This is a genomic window from Pseudomonas sp. Pseusp15, from assembly GCF_059492165.1.
In genome coordinates this window covers 3,335,989-3,356,040 of sequence record NZ_CP168523.1, presented here as the reverse complement: position 1 = coordinate 3,356,040, position 20,052 = coordinate 3,335,989, and the positions used below count along the sequence as shown (strand labels likewise).

15 protein-coding genes are annotated in these 20,052 nt (G+C 62.5%); 7 read left to right on the top strand and 8 right to left on the bottom strand.

Translation table 11 applies throughout. The features are described 5' to 3' along the window. Positions 1 to 4: 4 nt before the first annotated feature. The 7 genes from ACEN8R_RS15165 (at position 5) to ACEN8R_RS15135 (ending at position 10,780) form a co-directional block, all read left to right on the top strand. The gene (locus ACEN8R_RS15165; RefSeq protein WP_018928315.1) at positions 5 to 571 is read left to right on the top strand and encodes an RBBP9/YdeN family alpha/beta hydrolase; all 567 of its coding nucleotides are present in this window, start codon (positions 5 to 7) and stop codon (positions 569 to 571) included. Between the two features lie 127 nt (positions 572 to 698). Continuing rightward, positions 699 to 2,711 carry a DUF1302 domain-containing protein gene (locus ACEN8R_RS15160; protein ID WP_258613381.1) on the top strand — a complete coding sequence of 671 codons (2,013 nt, stop codon included), beginning with the start codon at positions 699 to 701 and terminating at the stop codon, positions 2,709 to 2,711. A 41-nt stretch (positions 2,712 to 2,752) separates the two neighbouring features. Continuing rightward, entirely contained in the window at positions 2,753 to 4,111 is a 1,359-nt protein-coding gene (locus ACEN8R_RS15155) for a DUF1329 domain-containing protein (protein ID WP_111453677.1), read from the top strand. Positions 4,112 to 4,261: 150 nt separating this feature from the next. Further along, a complete protein-coding gene (locus ACEN8R_RS15150; protein WP_495624179.1) occupies positions 4,262 to 5,335 on the top strand; it encodes a WD40/YVTN/BNR-like repeat-containing protein in 1,074 nt (357 codons plus the stop codon). 31 nt (positions 5,336 to 5,366) lie between these two features. Beyond that, entirely contained in the window at positions 5,367 to 7,883 is a 2,517-nt protein-coding gene (locus tag ACEN8R_RS15145) for an efflux RND transporter permease subunit (protein WP_495624178.1), read from the top strand. A 7-nt stretch (positions 7,884 to 7,890) separates the two neighbouring features. Then, complete coding sequence (locus tag ACEN8R_RS15140) at positions 7,891 to 9,669, top strand: acyl-CoA dehydrogenase C-terminal domain-containing protein (RefSeq protein ID WP_495624177.1); 1,779 nt, start codon at positions 7,891 to 7,893, stop codon at positions 9,667 to 9,669. A gap of 103 nt (positions 9,670 to 9,772) precedes the next feature. Next, complete coding sequence (locus ACEN8R_RS15135) at positions 9,773 to 10,780, top strand: Ldh family oxidoreductase (RefSeq protein ID WP_457326885.1); 1,008 nt, start codon at positions 9,773 to 9,775, stop codon at positions 10,778 to 10,780. A gap of 111 nt (positions 10,781 to 10,891) precedes the next feature. Here the strand turns inward: ACEN8R_RS15135 and ACEN8R_RS15130 are convergent, their stop codons facing one another. The 8 genes from ACEN8R_RS15130 to lhpI form a co-directional block, all read right to left on the bottom strand. Continuing rightward, complete coding sequence (locus ACEN8R_RS15130) at positions 10,892 to 12,472, bottom strand: aldehyde dehydrogenase (NADP(+)) (RefSeq protein ID WP_495624176.1); 1,581 nt, start codon at positions 12,470 to 12,472, stop codon at positions 10,892 to 10,894. 206 nt (positions 12,473 to 12,678) lie between these two features. Then, on the bottom strand, positions 12,679 to 14,076 hold the full coding sequence (abaF, locus tag ACEN8R_RS15125) for a fosfomycin efflux MFS transporter AbaF (protein WP_495624175.1): 1,398 nt from the start codon (positions 14,074 to 14,076) through the stop codon (positions 12,679 to 12,681). A 71-nt stretch (positions 14,077 to 14,147) separates the two neighbouring features. After that, on the bottom strand, positions 14,148 to 15,065 hold the full coding sequence (locus ACEN8R_RS15120; RefSeq protein WP_018928306.1) for a dihydrodipicolinate synthase family protein: 918 nt from the start codon (positions 15,063 to 15,065) through the stop codon (positions 14,148 to 14,150). 113 nt (positions 15,066 to 15,178) lie between these two features. Then, the gene (locus ACEN8R_RS15115; protein WP_064616853.1) at positions 15,179 to 16,207 is read right to left on the bottom strand and encodes a trans-3-hydroxy-L-proline dehydratase; all 1,029 of its coding nucleotides are present in this window, start codon (positions 16,205 to 16,207) and stop codon (positions 15,179 to 15,181) included. A 25-nt stretch (positions 16,208 to 16,232) separates the two neighbouring features. Further along, the gene (locus ACEN8R_RS15110; RefSeq protein ID WP_064616854.1) at positions 16,233 to 16,955 is read right to left on the bottom strand and encodes an amino acid ABC transporter ATP-binding protein; all 723 of its coding nucleotides are present in this window, start codon (positions 16,953 to 16,955) and stop codon (positions 16,233 to 16,235) included. Continuing rightward, positions 16,948 to 17,598, bottom strand: a complete 651-nt coding sequence (locus ACEN8R_RS15105; RefSeq protein WP_064616855.1) for an amino acid ABC transporter permease — start codon at positions 17,596 to 17,598, stop codon at positions 16,948 to 16,950. The genes ACEN8R_RS15110 and ACEN8R_RS15105 overlap by 8 nt, the downstream gene beginning before the upstream one ends. Positions 17,599 to 17,608: 10 nt before the next feature. Further along, on the bottom strand, positions 17,609 to 18,274 hold the full coding sequence (locus tag ACEN8R_RS15100; protein ID WP_018928302.1) for an amino acid ABC transporter permease: 666 nt from the start codon (positions 18,272 to 18,274) through the stop codon (positions 17,609 to 17,611). Then, positions 18,267 to 20,045: a cis-3-hydroxy-L-proline dehydratase gene (gene lhpI / locus ACEN8R_RS15095; RefSeq protein WP_477759632.1), complete on the bottom strand. Its 1,779-nt coding sequence runs from the start codon at positions 20,043 to 20,045 to the stop codon at positions 18,267 to 18,269. Before lhpI ends, ACEN8R_RS15100 begins: the two co-directional genes overlap by 8 nt. Positions 20,046 to 20,052: the final 7 nt, after the last annotated feature.

Genomic DNA, 20,052 nt, shown 5'->3' with positions numbered 1-20,052 from the left:
TGACGTGGACAAACTGCAAACTGCCGCAACCGTTCTGATCGTACCGGGCCTGCGCGAGCACGTTGCCGAGCATTGGCAAACGCTGCTTGAAGCCAGGTTGTGCAAGGTGCGCAGTGTGCCGCCGCAGGCAACCGACAAGCTCGATTGCGCCAAGCGGGTCGATGCGATTCAACACCAGCTGGAGCAGATCGATGGGCCGGTGATTCTGGTGGCCCACAGCGCGGGCGTGTTGATGGTCGCACATTGGGCTGCGCAACACAGCCGGCCGATCAAGGGCGCGCTGCTGGCCACTCCTCCGGATCTCGATGCTGATTGGCCGCAAGGCTACCCATCCGCTGAAACCCTGCGTACCCAGGGTTGGAACCCCCTGCCAAAAGGGCCGCTGCCGTTCCGCAGTCTGGTGGCCGCCAGTACCAACGACCACCTCGCCAGCCTGGCCGCCGTCACTCAGCTGGCTGAAGGCTGGGGCAGTGAACTGCTCAACGTGGGCGACGCAGGTCATCTCAATCCGGCTGCAGGCTTTGGCCACTGGCCTCAAGCCGAAGCTCTCATCCTGGAGCTGGACCGCTAGTTCAGGCGCCGGGTGGCCCCCAGTCATCCGGCATTTGCCCTCATTCCTGAAAAACGCAAACCCCTGGAACAAGGGGGTGTGAGGGCGGCTGCGCTTAAAACAAATACAAAAAGGCGGAGACAACGCAATGCACAACAATAAGAGTCACGGGTTCGCCCCCTCGCGATGCACCTTGTTGGCCTCGGCCATTCTGGGCGCCGCCGTGCCGGTCGCGCAGGCGGTCGAGCTGGACACAGGTAACCCGGACTGGACCGCGCGCCTGGATAACACCGTCAAGTACAACTACGGTGTGCGCACCGAAAGCGCCGACAAGCGCCTGTTGGCGACACCGAACAACAACGATGGCGACTACAACTTCCGCAAGGCCGGAACCAACATCACCAACCGCGTTGACCTGTTGACCGAAATGGATGTGGTCTACAAGGACCACATGGGCTTTCGCGTCAGCGCCGCCAGTTGGTATGACAAGGCCTACGAGAACACCGGTTCCAATTCCAACCCGTTCGTCAATGGCAATGACGCAAGGTCGGGTCTGGTCGCCAACGATCCGCGCCTGGCCGGGGTCACGGGCGACAATGTCGGCAATGGCAGCCCCCACCTGAGCCACTACGCCGAGCGTTACTACACCGGTCCTTCCGGCGAAATCCTCGACGCCTTCGTGTTCTACAGCACCGAAGTGGGCGAGGAGTCGCTGTTGAGCGTCAAGGCCGGTCAACACAACGTGTTCTGGGGCGAGACCATCCTCAACCCGGTGCACTCGATCAGCTACGGCCAGTCCGGGCTGGACCTGGCCAAACTGGCCGCCTCGCCGGGAACCGAAGCCAAGGAACTGTTCGTTCCGCGTAACCAGCTGTCGATGTCGTTCACCGTCAATCCCGAGTTGACCGTGGCCGCTCAGTACTTCCTCGATTGGGATGCCGCCCGCCTACCGGAAGCCGGTACTTACTATGGCGGCTCCGATCTGGTCGGCTTCGGTGCGCAGTCGTTCCTGCTGGGCAACACCAATGGCGTGGTGCCGGGCAGCCCGTTGGGTTGTGGTTTGGCGCCCTGCAACAGTTTGACCAATGTGCGTCGCGGTCATGACCTGACGCCGGACAAGCGCGGCGACTGGGGGGTAATGGCCAAGTGGTCGCCGGCCTGGCTGGATGGCACCCTCGGTGTTTATTACCGCAATACCTCGGAAATCCTGCCGCAAGCCTGGCTGAACGCCACCGGGCTGACGTCGGCCAATCCCAACGGCACCCCGCCTGCCGGCATGGTGCCGGCGGTGGTCAACACCCTCAATTCGTTGAGCACCAGCACCTATCAACTGGCCTATGCCGACAACATTCAGATCTTTGGCCTGAGCCTGTCCAAGGATGTGCGCGGTATCAGTGTGGGTTCGGACCTGAACATTCGTCACAACATGCCGCTGGCCAGTATTCCGGCGATTGTCAGCTCGACCGGGCCGCAGGGTTTCGGCGCCGGTCTGGGCCTGCTGCCGGCCCGTACGGTGGCCACCGGTGTGATCTATGACACCCCGCAAAAGGGCGACAGCCTGAGTGCCACCGGTGACACGTTGCACTGGACGCTCAACGGCCTGATGACATTCCCGAAAACACCGGTGTTCGATTCGGCCAACCTGCTCGCCGAGTTGTACTACAGCAACCTGCTCAAGCTCGATAGCAAGAACGAAGCGCTCTACAAGGGCCAGGACAGCTATCGCGGCATCGACCAGCCGACCCGGGACAACTGGGGCATCGCGGTCAACTTCACACCGACCTGGTACCAGGTATTCCCGGGGGTCGATCTCAACGCCCCGATGTCCATCAACGTCGGCCTCGCCGGCGTGTCACCGGTGTCCGGTGGCGGTGCCAAAGACACCGGCAACTATGCCTTGGGCGTGGGTGCTGTTGTGTACAACAAATACTTCATCGACCTGAAGTACGTGGACTCCTTCGGCAAGACCGACAAGTGCGACGTCAGTGGTTTGAGCACCGGCGCGGCCAATGCCGGCAGCGGAGACGGCTCCACACCCAATGCCTTTAGCGGCAATGAAAACTACGCGTGTTACGGCGGTGGCTACTCGGCCTTCTCCGGTGGTGGTGCCACGACTGAGGACCGTGGCGCCGTTTACCTGACGATGAAAACCACTTTTTGATTCACCACTGGCTTACGCAAAGTAAGCAGGAGAATAACAAGATGAAATGTGTGCAAACCGTGTTAGCCGCCTCGTTGGCGATGGTTATTGCCTCCCAGGCACAGGCCGCTGTATCGGCTCAGGAAGCCGCCAGGCTCGGCACCAGCCTGACCCTGGTCGGGGCTGAAAAAGCCGGGAATGCCGACGGATCCATCCCCGCCTATGACGGTGGCCTGACCACGCCGCCGGCCAGCTTCAAATCCGGTGACAGCATGCGCCCGGATCCCTTCGCCAACGAAAAGCCGCTGCTGGTGATCGACGGCAAGAACGTCGATCAGTACAAGGGCTTGCTCAGTGCAACCACGGCGGAACTGGCCAAGCGGTTCCCAAGTTTCCACGTCAATGTCTACCCGACCCACCGTACCGTCTCTTTGCCCAAGGCGGTGCTGGACAACGGGGTGAAAAATGCCACCGGCGCCAAGTCCCTCGAGGGCGGATTGGCCGTCGATAACGTGCTGCCCGGCGTGCCGTTCCCGATTCCGCAGACGGGTAACGAGGCGATGTGGAACTTCCTGTTGCGTTATCAGGGCGTCAGCATCAACTCCAAGTACGACTCCTGGAACGTCGACTCCGCAGGCATTCCGAGCCTGGCGACCACCGGGCAGGCGTTCATTTCCTATCCGATCTACGAGAACCTGGCGCAGCCGATCAGCAGCGCCGACGTGTACTACCAGATGAAGCTGTCCTACACCGGCCCTGCGCGCCGGGCCGGTGAAGCGGTGATGCTCAAGGACGCCGCCAACCCGCTGCAGCAACCGCGCCGTGCCTGGCAATACTTGCCTGGCCAGCGTCGGGTCAAGCTGGCACCGAACCTGGCTTACGACACGCCCAACCCCGGCACCGCCGGCGCGGGCACCTACGACGATGTTTTCGTGTTCAACGGTGCACTGGACCGCTACGACTGGAAGCTGGTGGGCAAGCAGGAAATGATCGTGCCCTACAACACCTACAAGCTGACCTACGCCCAGGACCCCAAGTCGCTGACCACTGCCAATCACCTGGCACCCGATTATGTGCGTTGGGAAAAACATCGCGTCTGGGTGGTGGAGGGCAATCTCAAGGCTGGCGCCCGACACATCTATCAGAAGCGTCGCTTCTACCTCGATGAAGACAGTTGGACCGCTCTGGCCTCTGACCAGTACGACGCCCGTGGTCAGCTGTACCGTGGCTCTTTCGCGTTCCTCAGCCAGAGCTACGACAAGCAAGTCCCGGACTCCACGCCCTTCATGATCTACGACCTGGTGGGTGGCTCCTACAACATCAACGGTGTGGTGGGCCCTTACGGCGGGATCAAGTACATCGAGCCGCTCTCCAAGGCGCAGTGGTCGTCGGAATCCCTGGCAGGTAGCGGGATTCGCTAAGCAAACCGTGACAACGCGTCCGTGCGTTCCGTTGCCCGCAAGGCAAGGGAGCGCACGACGGTCGGCTTATGCCGATCGTTTCGGGCGCCAGGTTTGAAAGTCAGGCACACGGATGTGTGTCCCGGCGCGGTTATCCGAAGAGGACGCGGTATGTGTTCGTACAAAAATTATCTGCGGCTGGCGCTCGGCGCACTGCTTGCAATGTTGCAGGGCTTGAGCCAGGCCTCCGGTTATGTCGACGTGCTGGATCTGCCGGCCAGGGTCAGCGCCCTGGCTATCAACAGCCCGCTATCGGGCATGGCCCGCGCCGGCGATCGTCTGGTTGCAGTCGGGCAGCGTGGGCACATTCTGTATTCCGATGATGCCGGCAAACACTGGCAGCAGGCCGCCGTGCCGGTCAGTGCCGACCTCAATGCCGTCAGTTTTCCCTCCGCCACCCAAGGCTGGGCAGTGGGCGGCGACGGTGTGGTGTTGCACAGCAGTGACGCGGGTGCGACCTGGCGCAAGCAACTGGACGGCCGCGAGATCGGCGCCTTACTGGTCAAGCATTACCAGGCGTTAGCCGGTGCAGAACCGGGCAATGAACAATGGCCGCTGCTGGTCGCCGAAGGTGAACGCCTGGTGGCGCAGGGCGCCGACAAACCCTTGCTCGATGTCTGGTTCGCCAACGACCGTCTCGGTTATGTGGTCGGTGTGTTCAACCTGATCCTGCGCACCGAGGATGGCGGCCAGAACTGGACACCGTTCCAGGACCGCACCGACAACCCGCAGGGCTTTCACCTCAACGCCATCGCCTCCACCGGCGATGGGCTGTACATCGCCGGTGAGCAGGGCCTGTTGCTCAAATGGAACAACGCCGATCAGCGCTTCGCCGCCGTGCCGACACCCTATCAGGGCAGTTTTTTCGGCGTGCTCGGCAAACCCGGCGAAGTGATTGCCTACGGCCTGCGCGGCAACGTGCTGCGCAGCACCGACGGCGGCCTCAACTGGACCCCGCTGGACAGTGGCCTGCACGTCAGCATCACCGCCGGCCTCGTCGATAACCGTGGCAACTATCGCTTGTTCACCCAGGGCGGGCAGATGCTGGTCAGCCAGGGCACAGGCGCGCAATTGCACCTGGTTCAGCAACCGGCATCGACCCCGGTGACCGGCGCCGCTCAGTCCGCCGACGGTGCGCTGGTGCTGGTTGGCAGCCGTGGTGCACGGACGCTGTCCGTTGATTAAGTCCTCGAACCCTTAGAGCGAGAACCCAGACATGGGCCATACCAAACAAGAAACCATGCCGGTGATCCGCGATCTGCGGGATTTCGACCGCCATTCCGGCAATCGGCTGGAGCGGCTGGTGTTCAACTACCGTCCGCTGTTCATGCTGCTGATGGCGCTGGTCACCCTGATGCTGGGCTACATGGCCGTGACTCGCCTGGAGCTGCGTCCAAGCTTCGAAAAGATGATTCCGCAGAGCCAGCCGTACATCCAGAACTTCCTGGAAAACCGCCAGTCGCTGCGCGGTTTGGGCAACTCGGTACGGGTGGTGGTGGAGAACACTCAGGGCGATATCTTCGACCCCGGTTACCTGGACGTGCTCAAACAGGTCAACGACCGATTGTTCCTTGCCGAGGGTGTCGACCGTGCCTGGATGAAGTCGTTGTGGAGCCCGGCGGTGCGCTGGACCGAAGTCACCGAGGAAGGTTTCCAGGGCGGCCCGGTGATGCCCGATACCTACCAGGGCAAGCCGGCAGAAATAGAACAGCTGCGCCAGAACATTTCCCGCGCCGGTATCGTCGGCAGTCTGGTGGCCAGCGACTACAAATCGAGCATGCTGATCGTGCCGCTGCTGGACAAGGCCACGGCCAGCGGTCAGCGCATCGACTACCACGCCTTTTCGCAAATGCTCGAAGAGCAGTTGCGCGACCAGATCGAGTTTGCCGGTGACAGTGCTGCACGCAAGGCCGGGGAGGAGGGCAAGGGTCCGTACAAAGTCCGGGTGATCGGTTTCGCCAAGCTGATGGGCGACCTGATCGACGGGTTGATCCAGGTGATGATGTTCTTTGGCCTGGCCGTCGTCACTTCGCTGATCATCATTTACGCCTACACCCGATGCGTGCGCAGCACCTTGCTGGTGGTCGGCTGCTCGCTGATCGCGGTGGTCTGGCAGCTGGGCATCGTCGCCTGGCTCGGCTATGCCATTGACCCGTACTCGGTGCTCGTGCCTTTCCTGATCTTCGCCATCGGCGTGTCCCACGCGGCGCAGAAGATGAACGGCATCATGCAAGACATCGCCCGTGGCACCCACAGACTGATCGCCGCACGCTACACCTTCCGCCGCCTGTTCATTGCCGGCGTTACCGCGCTGCTGGCCGACGCCGTCGGCTTCGCGGTACTGATGCTGATCGATATTCCGGTGATCCGGGATCTGGCGATCACCGCCAGTATCGGTGTGGCGGTGCTGATTTTCACTTCGCTGTTGCTGATGCCGGTGGCGCTGTCTTATGTCGGCGTGGGCGCCAGGGCTGCCGAGCGTGCGCTGAACATCGACACGCGCGCCGAAGGGCACAAAGGCTTCGGCAAACTGTGGGACTTGCTCGACCGCTTCACCACGGCCAAATGGGCCACGGGGGCGGTAGTGGTCGCGGTACTGATGGGCATCGGCGGTTTCATGATCAGCCAGCAGCTGAAGATCGGCGATCTGGAAAGTGGCGCACCGGAGTTGCGTGCCGACTCTCGCTATAACCGTGATAACGCCTACATCACCAGCCACTACGCGCTGTCCAGCGACCTGTTCGCGGTGATGATCAAGACCGCGCCGGAAGGCTGCCTGAGCTACAAGACACTGATTCTCGCCGATCGCCTGGCCTGGGAGCTGCAGCAGTATCCGGGCGTACAGGCCACGACTTCGCTGGTTAACGCGGTGCGCCAGATCACCGCCGGCACCTATGAAGGCAACCCCAAGCTCAACAGCATCCAGCGCAATCAGGACGTGCTGAACTACGCCGCGCAGCAAGCCTCGGTCAACTCCCCGGAGTTGTTCAACACCGATTGTTCGCTGATGCCAGTGATCACTTTCCTCAAGGACCACAAGGCCGAGACCCTGGATGCCGTGGTGGGCATCGCCGAAAAATTCGCCCTGGAGAACAACAGCGACGATCGCCAGTTCCTGCTGGCGGCCGGGTCGGCCGGGATTGAGGCGGCGACCAACATTGTGGTGCGCGAGGCCAATCGCACCATGCTGCTTTACGTCTATGCGGCGGTGACGCTGTTCTGTCTGATCACCTTCCGCAGTTGGCGCGCAACCCTGGTCGCCCTGTTGCCATTGGTCCTGACCTCGATCCTGTGCGAGGCGCTGATGGTGGCCATGGGCATAGGCGTGAAGGTCGCGACCCTGCCGGTGATCGCACTGGGCGTGGGCATCGGCGTGGACTACGCCTTGTACCTGCTCAGCGTGCAATTGCATTTCCAGCGCCAGGGCCTGCCGCTGAGCCAGGCCTACCGCAGCGCCGTGTCGTTCACTGGCCGGGTGGTGGGCCTGGTGGGCATCACCCTCGCGGCGGGCGTTGTGTGCTGGGTCTGGTCGCCGATCAAGTTCCAGGCCGACATGGGCATCCTGCTGACCTTCATGTTCCTGTGGAACATGCTCGGCGCGCTGATCCTGATCCCGGCCCTGTCGTACTTCTTGCTGCGTCACCCCGTTGCGCAAGCTGATGTGGCGCAAACCGCTGAAACCGATACAACCCAACGTCAGGCCATGTCGCATGCCCTGACCACTTCTGAGTAAGCCAACTATGTCTGATTACAAAGCTCCCTTGCGCGACATGCGCTTCGTACTCAACGAGGTCTTCGAGGTGTCCCGGCTCTGGGCCAGATTGCCTGGCCTGACCGAGGTGATCGATGAAGAGACGGCCGCCGCGATCCTTGAGGAGGCTGGCAAGATCAGCGCCGAGGTGGTCGCACCGCTAAACCGCAGCAGCGATGAGCAGGGCTGCACCTGGAGCAATGGCATCGTCATCGCTCCCGAAGGTTTTGTCGCGGCTTATCAAGCGTTCGCCGCAGGCGGTTGGGTGGGTGTCGGCGGTGATCCGCAGTTCGGTGGCATGGGCATGCCCAAGGCCATTTCGGCTCAGGTCGAGGAGATGGTCAACTCGGCGAGTCTGTCGTTCGGCCTGTACCCGATGCTGACCGCCGGGGCGTGCCTGTCGATCAATGCCCATGCCAGCCAGGAACTCAAGGAGCGTTATCTGCCGAACATGTATGCCGGCACCTGGACCGGTTCCATGTGCCTGACCGAGGCGCATGCCGGCACCGACCTGGGCCTGATCCGCACCCGAGCCGAGCCTCAGGCCGACGGCAGTTTCAAGATCAGTGGCAGCAAGATTTTCATCACCGGCGGCGAGCACGACCTGACCGAAAACATCATTCACCTGGTGTTGGCCAGACTGCCGGATGCACCCGCCGGCCCCAAGGGCATTTCACTGTTCCTGGTGCCCAAGGTGCTGGTGAATGCCGATGGCTCGCTGGGTGAGCGTAACGCGCTGTCCTGCGGTTCAATCGAACACAAGATGGGCATCAAGGCGTCCGCGACCTGCGTGATGAACTTCGACGGGGCCACTGGCTGGATCGTCGATGCGCCGAACAAGGGGCTGGCGGCGATGTTCACCATGATGAACTACGAACGCCTGGGCGTGGGTATCCAGGGCCTGGCGTTGGGTGAGCGCTCGTACCAGAATGCGGTCGCATACGCCCGTGACCGTCTGCAAAGCCGTTCGCCGACGGGCGCGCAGAGCAAGGACAAGTCTGCCGATCCGATCATTGTGCATCCGGATGTACGGCGGATGCTGTTGACCATGAAGGCCTTGAACGAAGGCGGGCGGGCGTTTTCCAGCTACGTGGCCCTGCAACTGGATACCGCCAGGTACAGCGATGACGCGCCAACCCGCACCCGCGCCCAGGAACTGGTGTCGCTGCTGACACCTGTGGCCAAGGCGTTCCTCACCGACATGGGGCTGGAAACCACGGTGCACGGCCAGCAAATCTTCGGCGGCCACGGTTACATCCGCGAATGGGGCCAGGAGCAATTGGTTCGCGATGTGCGCATCACTCAGATCTACGAAGGCACCAACGGCATTCAGTCGCTGGATCTGGTCGGGCGCAAAATAGTCGCCAGCGGCGGGGCGCTCTACCGCTTGTTCGCCGCCGAAGTTCGCCACTACACCGCCAACGCCTGCGCTGACCTGGGTGAGTTCACCAAACCGTTGAACGCCGCGATGGACACCCTTGACGAACTGACCGCGTGGCTGCTGGATCGAGCCCAGAGCAACCCGAATGAAATCGGCGCGGCCTCGGTCGAGTACCTGCATGTGTTCGGCTACACCGCGTACGCCTACATGTGGACGCGAATGGCCAAGACTGCGATGAGTACGCACTCCAAGGACGTTTTCTATGCCAGTAAACTGGCCACCGCGCGCTTCTACTTCGCCCGCCTGCTGCCGCGCATCCACTCGCTGAGTGCATCGGCCAGGGCCGGTAGCGAATGCCTCTTTGAACTGGAAGCAGCGCAGTTCTGATCGAAAGGGCACTGTGCCCATTTCGTCACCCTCCGTCCCTAAACCGATCAAGCCACCGCTCCTTGGATAGACCACGCTGAACGGTCTGTCCAAGGAGATGACCATGATTCGACTGACCCTGATCGAAGCCCGTGAATTGGCCGAATCGATCCTGTTGCACAACGGTTTTAACCTGGCCCATGCGCAAGCGGTGGCGGCGACGGTGATCGCTGGCGAGCGCGATGGCTGTGCGTCCCACGGTTTGTACCGGATTCTGGGCTGCGTGAATTCCCTGCGGGCCGGCAAGGTGTCGGCCGACGCCGAGCCACGGGTGATCGACCAGGCACCGTCGATTGTGCGGGTGGATGCCGGGGGTGGTTTTTCGCAGTTGGCGTTCCAGGCGGGGCTGCCGTTACTGGAAGAGAAAACCCGGGCCAATGGGATTGCGGCGCTGGCGATCAATCGTTGTGTGCATTTCTCGGCGCTGTGGGTGGAGATCGAACAGTTGACCGCCGCCGGGCTGGTGGCGCTGGCGTGTAATCCGAGTCATGCCTGGGTGGCGCCGGCCGGGGGACGGGTGCCGGTGTTCGGCACCAATCCCATAGCCTTTGGCTGGCCACGCGTGGGGCAGGATCCGTTTGTGTTCGACTTCGCCACCAGTGCGATTGCCCGTGGCGATATCGAGTTGCATCGGCGTGCCGGCAAGGCGATTCCCGAGGGCTGGGGCGTGGACGCCGAGGGGCGGCCGAGCACCGATGCCAACGTGGTGCTCGATAGCGGCGCGATGCTGACGTTCGGTGGGCACAAGGGCTCGGCGCTGGCGGCGATGGTGGAGTTGATTGCCGGGCCTTTGATCGGTGACCTGACCAGTGCCGAGTCACTGGCTTACGACGCGGGCAGCAAGTCATCGCCCTACCACGGCGAGCTGATCATCGCGCTGGATCCGCGACGTTTTCTGGGAGCGGCCACTGAAGAGCACTTGGCCCGGGCCGAAGTGTTGTTTCAAGGGATTGAAGGGCAGGGGGCGCGCTTGCCGTCGCAACGGCGTTATGCGGCGCGGGCGCACAGTTTGGTGGAGGGCGTGCAGATTCCCGAGGCGCTGTACAACGATCTGAAAGCACTGCTGACTTGAATGCGATGAAAATCCTGTAGGAGCGAGGCTTGCCCGCGAAGAACGACGACGCGTAATACCTGAAAATCGCGGTGCATTCTTCGCGGGCAAGCCTCGCTCCTACAGATTGTTTTACAGCGAGGCGTGCTGGATGTTGCCATCAACCAGGCGGGCAATGCCCAGCGGGTTGGCGTTTTTCAGGGCGTCGGGCAGCAAGGCATCCGGGCAGTTCTGGTAGCACACCGGGCGCAGGAAACGCTCGATGGCCAGGCTGCCGACCGACGTGCCACGGGCGTCGGAGGTCGCCGGGTAAGGACCGCCATGCACCATCGCATCGCACACTTCAACGCCGGTGGGGTAGCCATTGAACAGTACCCGGCCGACCTTTTGTTCCAGCAGCACCAGCAGATCGGCGTGTTCCTTCAGGTCCTGCTCTTCGCCAATCAAAGTGGCGGTGAGTTGACCGTGCAAACTGTTCAGCGCTTGTTGTAACTCGGCTTTATCGGCCACTTCGACGACGAGGGTGGTCGGGCCGAACACTTCTTCCTGCAACAGCGGATCACCCTTGAGCAGCAGGCTGACGTCGGCCTTGAACAGTTGCGGCCGGGCTTGATTACCGTGCTGGTCCTGGCCTGCCAGATGGCTTATCCCTGGATGGTCGACTAACGCCTGCACACCTTTTTCGTAGCTGGAGAGGGTGCCGGCGTTGAGCATGGTTTGCGCCGGCTGTTCGGCCATCAAGGCACTGAGCCGAGCGGTGAACGCGCTGAACTGTGGTGAGCCAATACCGATTACCAACCCCGGATTGGTACAGAACTGACCGCACCCCTGAACCACCGACGCCACCAGTTCACCGGCGATTTTTTCGCCCCGTGCGCGCAGGGCTTCAGGCAATACCAGCACCGGGTTGATGCTGCTCATTTCGGCGAACACCGGAATCGGTTGTGGCCGTGCGGCGGCCATGTCGCAGAGGGCGCGACCGCCTTTGAGCGAGCCGGTGAAACCGACGGCCTGGATCGCCGGATGCTTGACCAGCGTTTCACCGACGCCCGCGCCGTAGATCATGTTGAACACGCCTTTAGGCATGTCGGTTTGCTCGGCGGCGCGGATGATTGCGTCGGCCACGTGTTCAGCGGTCGCCATGTGTCCGCTGTGGGCCTTGAACACCACCGGGCAACCGGCGGCCAGAGCAGCCGCGGTATCACCGCCAGCGGTGGAAAAGGCCAGCGGGAAGTTACTGGCGCCGAACACGGCCACCGGACCGACGCCAATCCGGTATTGGCGCAGGTCGACCCGTGGCAGAGGCTGACGTTCGGGCAACGCGCGGTCGATACGCGCCCCATAGAAATCGCCCCGGCGCAGCACCTGGGCGAACAGGCGCATCTGGCCGCTGGTACGGCTGCGTTCGCCCTGGATGCGTGCGGTCGGCAGGGCGGTTTCGCGGGTGACCAGGGCGACGAATTCGTCATCCAGGGCATCCAGTTGCGCGGCGATGGCCTCGAGAAATTCTGCACGGCGTGTCGCCGGCAAGTTACGAAAGGCGGGGTAAGCGGCAGCGGCGGCTTGGGCAGCAGCGTGCACTTCCTCGGCGGTGGCTTGCATGAACGAATAGGGCAGCGCTGCGCCGGTGCTGGCGTCATGGCTCTGCATCGCGATGTTGCCAGCGGCGCTGCGGGCACCACCGATGTAGTTGTGGCCGATGATCTGGGGCATGGAAAACTCCTGTCGAAAAAGGTGGGGCAGGCCCCTTGTAGGTCAATCAAGGGTATGGAGTCGTGCGCTGTTTTGTGGCGAGCGAGCTTGCTCGCGTTGGGCTGCGTAGCGGCCCCAAAATAGTGGCAACCATTGCCTATTTTGCGAGTGCTGCGCACTCGAGCGGGAGCAAGCTCCCTCGCCACAGGGTGTGGGGTGTGTCAGGTTCAAGCCAGCGAATCACCCCGGCGCGCAGCGGCCGGCACGGCGTTGTCCAGGGCGGCAATTCGCGCAGCGGATTCGGCATCCACCTGGTGCAAAGACTTGCCACGGGTTTCCCGGGTCAGGCCGACAGCCACGATGGAGATCAGCGCAGCGCCCACCAGGTACCAGGCGATCGGTGTCGAGCTGTGGTACTTGTTGAGCAGGGTGATGGCGATCAGCGGCGCGAGGGATCCGGCGAAGATCGGCGCCACCTGGTAGCACAGCGAAAGGGCGGTGTAGCGCACGTGGGTCGGGAACATTTCGGCCATCAGCGCCGAGTAGGGCGCATAGGTCATCGACTCGATGGCCAGGCCCAGGGTGATGGCGCCGATGATCAGCCAATTGTTGCCGGTGTCCATCATCGGGAAGCCGATGAAGCCCCAGAACGCAGTGAACACCGCGCCGATCAGGTACACCGGTTTGCGGCCCACGATATCCGACAGATAGCCCATCAGTGGGATGAGGAAAAAGTGCAGCAGGTGCGCGCCGAACATCAAAAACAGAATCTCTGAAGTGTCCTTGTGCACCACCAGTTTCAGGTAGGTGATCGAAAAGGTGACCACCGTGTAATAGAGGATGTTCTCGGCAAACCGCGCGCCGATCCCCACCAGCACCGCGCGCCAGTGATGACGCAACACTTCCACCACGCCCAGTTGTTGCTGCTTGGTCTGCGCTTGCCGGGCCTGGGCCTCCTTGAAAATCGGCGCGTCATCGACGCTGGTGCGAATCCAGTAGCCGATCAGCACCACCACCGCCGAGAACCAGAACGCCACGCGCCAGCCCCAGGCGAGGAATTGTTGTTCCGACAGGTTTGACGACAACAGCAGCAGGGCGACGGTCGCCACCAGGTTGCCGGCCGGCACCCCGGCTTGCGGCCAACTGGCCCAGAAGCCCCGGCGATTGTCCGGGCAGTGTTCGGACACCAGCAGAATCGCGCCACCCCATTCGCCCCCAAAGGCAAAGCCCTGAATCAGCCGCAGCAGCACCAATAACACTGGCGCGGCATAGCCGATGCTGTCGAAGCCGGGCAGGCAACCCATCAGGAACGTGGTGATGCCAACCACCACCAGGCTCAGTTGCAGCAGGCGCTTGCGGCCGAATTTGTCACCGTAGTGACCGAACACCAGACCGCCCAACGGACGGGCGAGGAAGCCGACGGCGTACAGGGCGAAGGCGGCGATGATGCCGTCGATCGGACTGTCGGTCTGACGGAAGAACAGCTGGCCGAAGACCAAGGCCGAGGCGGTGCCGTAGAGAAAGAATTCATACCACTCGGCGACAGTGCCGGCCATGGCGGCGGCCACTACGCGTTTGAGTCCCGAGGGTGTGGTTGCGCTGGAGGTGCTGTGAGGATTGGACATGCTGACGTTTCCTGTAGAGGCGCGAAAACAGGTAGCCGGGCCGGACCCGCAAGGATCCGCCCGGCAATCACTCAGAGACCGACGTCCGGCAACTCCGGACGGTTGGCCATGGCCTTGGCCATGATCTGTTCGACGAACTCCCGATCAGCTTGCGGCAGTGCCAGGCGTGGCGGACGGGTCAGGGCGCTGCCGCGACCGGCGATGGCTTCGCAGAGTTTGATGCACTGCACCAGGTCGGCACGGGCATCGAGGTGCAGGATCGGCATCAGCCATTCGTAGATCGGCATGGCTTCGGCGAAGCGACCGGCCTTGGCCAGGCGGAAGATGGTCTCGCCTTCTTTCGGGAATACGTTCGACATGCCCGAGACCCAGCCTTCGGCACCCACCGCGATGCTTTCCAGCACCACGTCATCGAGACCTGCGAACAGCACGAAACGGTCGCCGACTTCATTGCGCACGTCGATGAAACGGCGGGTATCGCCGGAGGAATCCTTGAAGCACACCACGTTGTCGCAGTCGGCCAGGGAAATCAGGATGTCCGGGGTGACGTCGTTTTTGTAGATCGGCGGGTTGTTGTAAACCATCAACGGTACGTCGGCGTTCTTCGCCACGTAGCGGTAATGCTCGGCGGTCTCGAACGGCTTGGAACCGTAGACCAGCGCCGGCATCAGCATCACGCCGTCGACACCGACCCTGCGCACCGCGTTGGCCACCTTGGCCGCTTGCACACTGGTGAACTCGGCCACACCGCAAATCACCGGCACGCGGCCGCGGGAAGCGTCGACCGCAACTTCGGTCACGGCGATTTTTTCTTCGGCGGTCAATGAAGTGTTTTCCCCCACCGAACCACACACCACCAGGCCCGATACGCCGTCACGGATCACGTTGGAAATCACCTGGTGGGTTTTTTCCAGGTTGATGGAGAAGTCATCGTTGAATTGAGTGGTCACCGCGGGGAAGACGCCACTCCAGTTAATGCGCTTGCTCATTGTTGCCTCCGGTTCGTTTTTGTATTTCGTATACGATATTTTAAATGCCGATACTCGGCCAGTGGTTTTTTCAATCAATCAGGGTTTTTTATAGCCGTTGGTCTGGGGGAGTTTCAGGCGCCGGGCCAGGTGTCTGACAGGCGATAGCCCTGTGGCCAGGGATCGCTGGGGTCGAGCAGCAATTGGTGGGTGCCGGTGATCCAGGCCCGGCCGGAAATGCACGGGTAGATCGCCGGGCGGCCGGCCACTTCGGTCATCGAATCGATGCGGCAATGGAATTCGGAACCGAGGATCGAACGGCCGATAAAGCGCTCGCCAACCTGCATCAATCCCTTGGCCTGCAACACTGCCATACGCGCCGAACAACCAGTGCCGGTGGGCGAGCGGTCGATCTTGCCGGGTTGAATCACCACGGCGTTAGCCCCGGTGGCGATGCCATTTTCAACCACGATGGGCGCGGCAATCTGGCAGAAGGAAATATGCGACCACTCGGGGTTCAGCGGATGGACGAAGCCTAGTTGTTCATTGGCCGCGCGGGTGATTTTCAACCCGACCTCGACCAGCTCGGCCGCCTCGTCAGGGCGGATGGAAAAGCCCAGGCTTTTGGCGTCGGCGATGACAAAACTGTCGCCACCGTACGCGGTGTCGACCTGTAACGAGCCGAGGCCTTCGACTTCGATCCAGGCGTCGAGGCGATCAGCGAAGGAGGGCACGTTCTTGATTTCCACCCGTTCGACCTTGCCGTCGCGGCAATCGGCCACGGCCTCGATCAAGCCGCCGGGCGCTTCGAGCACCAGCCGGGTTTGCGGTTCGGTCATCGGCAGGATGCCGCTGTCGAGCAGCACCGTGGCGACGCACAGCGAGTTGGAGCCGGACATCGGTGGCGTGTCCGCTGGTTCCATGATGATCCAGGCCATTTGCGCTCGAGGGTCCTTGGCCGGCACCAGCAGGTTGACGTGGCGGAACACGCCACCACGGGGTTCGTTGAGGACGAAATTGCGCAGAGTTTCATCCTTGGCGATCCAGCGCGATTGCTCCCACACGGTGGCGCCGGGCGGTGGGGCGACACCGCCGACGATCACATCGCCGACTTCGCCTTCGGCGTGGCAACTGACCACATGAATGACTTTCGATGAACGCATGGCTGACTCCTTTTATCGCCGGTCGTTATTTCACTGATTTGAGAAACGCCGCCGTTTCCGCATGTATCGGATTGCCAATCACCTGATCCGGCGAGCCGATCTCGTGCACCAGGCCATTGCGAAAGAACGCCACACGGTCGGACACATCGCGGGCAAAGCGGATTTCGTGGGTCACCAGCACCATGGTCATGCCGTCTTCGGCGAGCATGCGCATGGTGTCCAGCACCTCGCCGACCAGTTGCGGGTCGAGGGCCGAGGTGGCTTCGTCGAACAGCATGTAGTCCGGTGACATGGCCAGGGCGCGGGCGATGGCCATGCGTTGCTGCTGGCCTCCGGACAACTTGCCGGGGAAGGTCTTGAGCTTGTCGCCAAGGCCCACGTGGGTCAGTTGCTGCACCGCCAGCGCCTCGGCGTCGCACTTGCTTTTGCCCAAAACCTTGCGCGGTGCCAGCATCACGTTTTCCAGCACGGTCAGGTGCGGGAAGGCATTCCATTGCTGGAACACGATGCCGATTTTCTGCCGCAGGCGGTTGAGGTCGGTGGCGCTGTGATGAACCTCGACGCCATCGACGCGGATGTTGCCTTTCTGGATCGGCTCCAGGCCGTTGATGCACATCAACAGGGTCGATTTGCCGGAGCCCGAGCCGCCGATGATCGACACCACTTCGCCCTTGTCCACCGTCAGGCTGACACCCTTGACCACGGCCAGATCGCCGAAGGATTTATGTACGTTGTCGATCTCAATCATTTTCTTGCCACCTTCTTTCCAGACGAGCGCCCAGGCGTGCAACCACCAGGCTCATGACGTAATAGATAAGGCCCGCGACGCACAGCACCAGCAACGGTTCCTGAATGCGGGTGACGATGGTTTGCGAGGCGCGCAGCAGTTCGACGATGCCGATCCACATCACCAGCGCGGTGTCTTTCATCACCCCGAGCACCAGGTTCAGCCAGCCGGGGAAGGCCACGCGGGTGGCCATTGGCAGGACGATCCAGCGCAGGTCCTGCAAAAAGCTCAGGCCCAGCGAACGACTGGCCCGCCGCAGGGTGAACGGCACCGACAGCACGCCGCTGCGCACGATCTCGGTGAAGTACGCGGCGGTGTAGACCCCCAGCACAATGCAGCCGACGCTGAAGGCACTGATGTTCAAGCCGACGATGCTTTTGAGCGAGTTGAACAGCACGAACTGGATCAACAGCGGCACGCTGCGAAACACGTCCAGCACCCAGGCCAGGGGCAGGCTGGCGCGGGGCAACAGCGCTCGCAGCAGGCCAAACAACAGCCCGGCGAAGGAGCCGAGGATGATCGACCAGAACGTCAGTTGCAGGGTGACCCAGGCGCCGTCGAGCAGGAACAGCAGGTCATTCCAGGAAAAACTGGTGGAAAACATGGTCAAGCCCTCAGTAACGGAACAACCGCCAGGCCATCAGCCGGGCTGACGCGACGATCGCCTTGGCAATCAGGTAATACAGCGCGGCGGCGATAGCGAAGTATTCGAAGGTGCGGAACGTTTTGACGTTGTAGTCCTGGGTCACCCCGGTCAGGTCATTGTTCAGCCCGACGATCACCCCCAGCGACGTCATCAGCACCGCCCAGACCATCTGATTGGTCAGCGGGTAGAAGACGATCCGCAACAGCTGCGGGACGATGATCATGCGGTAGGCCTGGAAGGCACTCATGCCCAGCGAACGCGCGGCGCGCACTTGAGTGTCGGGGACGGCCTTGAGGCCGCCGCGAAAGTTCTCCGCCAGATACCCGGCATTGTTGAAGGTGATCCCGGCCAGCAGGGCGAACCATGAGCTGACGTGCAAGCCCAGCGAGCCGAGGCCGAAGTAGAGGACGTAGATCTGGAACAGCGATGGGGTGTTGCGCGCGATCGATACCCAGCCGTTGCCGATACCGCGCAGCAGCGGGGTTTTGCTTTCGCGCATCACCGTCAGGGCCAGGGCGATCAGCACGCCGAAGATCATCGACAGCGCGGCGGTCTCGAAGGTGACCCAGGCGCCGGCGAGCATGTCCGGCAGGGCGCGCAGGGTGGCGCGCCATTGGAAGGTGTAATCAAACATGCGCGAGAGTCTCCAGAGGGGCGGCGGTTTGCAGCCAGGCCGGCAGACGACCGCTGGCCGTGGCACTGCAAGCGGTATCGACACATTCAGCCAGGCTGGCGAAATGCACCTTGCGGCCCACCAGGCCGGGTGCGTAATGGGCGTATTTGCCGGAGTTGGTCATCAAGGTTGTTGCGCCCGGCGGGATCACCGGTTCGCCGAGCATGCACCAGCAAGTATCGGTGACCAGGGTCGCGCCGAAGGCTTCGATCACGGCGATATGCCCGGCTTCGCGAGCCTGTTCCAGCACGGCGCGGCCGCAGGTAATGGCGAGGACCACGTCGGGGTGTTTGTGCCGACCCAGGCACAGTCGCGCCAGGTGAGCGAACTCGCTGAGGGAGAAATGCGGGTTACCCAGCGAGACCACATCCACCCGGCTGTCGCGGGCACTGTTGAGTTCGCGCCAACTGACCAATAGATCCTTCAGGCGGATTGTTTCCACGGGTAGGGCTACATCTCCCTCCAGCACCTGCGCCGGGTCGATAGCTTCCGGGGTGATCCCGGCGATATGGAATAACGGGGCGGCGGAGGTGGTGGCAAACGCCGCGCCGAACGCCTTGAGGTCGTCCAGGCTCGGCTTGCGGTTTTCCAACCCGCGCACCAGTGGAATCCGGCTGCCCGCCAGCGCGCCGATGTGGTAACCGAGCAGCGGGTAGAAGGCATCGTCCAGTTCGCCCAGGGCGGGCACCTCGACCTGCAGTCGGGCCTTGCGTTGTGCGTCCAGGTGGCAGCCGATCAACGGGGCGCGGCCGGTCAGGGCGATGCAGATATCCAGGTAGTCCGGGTACTTCAGGGTGCGTGCCCCCAGCACGCTGTTGGCGTAGACCACCGCGTTGGATTCGGCCCAGACGATCTGCTCGCCCGCCTTGGGGGCGCTGTCGAGCAGGTAGGGCGCACAGGTGAAACTGAGTTGCGCACCCATCGCCATATAGGCATCGCCCAAGGCACTGGCCGGTTCGCCAAGCGCCGGGTCGATGCCCAATTCGCGCCAGCGGCGCTGGTCCACGGAAATTGAATTGAGGGTGGTGGGCACCCGCACGTTGGCGCCCCATTGCACCAGTTGTTCGGCAAAGCGCAGGCTCGCAGGTCCGGTGTAGATGCAGCCGTCGATGTGCGCCTGGGTGACATCCACCAGGCGGCGGGCACCTTGCAGTTCGGCCATGCGCAGGACGATCTGCATGGCCACTTGTGCAGCCTTGCCATGCTGGCCGTCGAGCAGCGCCCGGTCGTGTTCGGTGAGTTCGAGCGGGGCGCTTGGGTCTTGCGTTTGCAACGGGCTGTCGAGTGCCTGCCAGGCATCGCCCGGCAGGTGTTCGAACACGGTTACCGAGGCGCCGTCGACCCGAGCGAAGGCCTTGCCGCGCAACGCGGCGAAGGCCTCCCGGCCGATGCACAGCACCGGCAGGGAGCGCTCGAAAATCGTCTGCGCGACGAGCACGCCCAAGGTCAGGATCTCATCGGGTTCGGCCAGCACCAATGCGGCCGGTGCGTGGCCGTTGCTGATCAGTTCCATCAACACGCTGCTGCCGGTGCACGAGCCGCGTCCGCTGGGAATAGCCAGCACGCGGCCGGCCAGGTATTCGCCGCTGAGCGGGTGGTGACGGTCAATGATCTCGCCGCTAAACGGATCGACCCCGCCCCAGAAACTCAAGCCGATATCGGCGAACAGCAGGGCGCCCTCGGCGGCGCCCGCGACCAGGCTGCGACCGGTCAGAGAAGTGGGCCTAGGCATGCCGGAC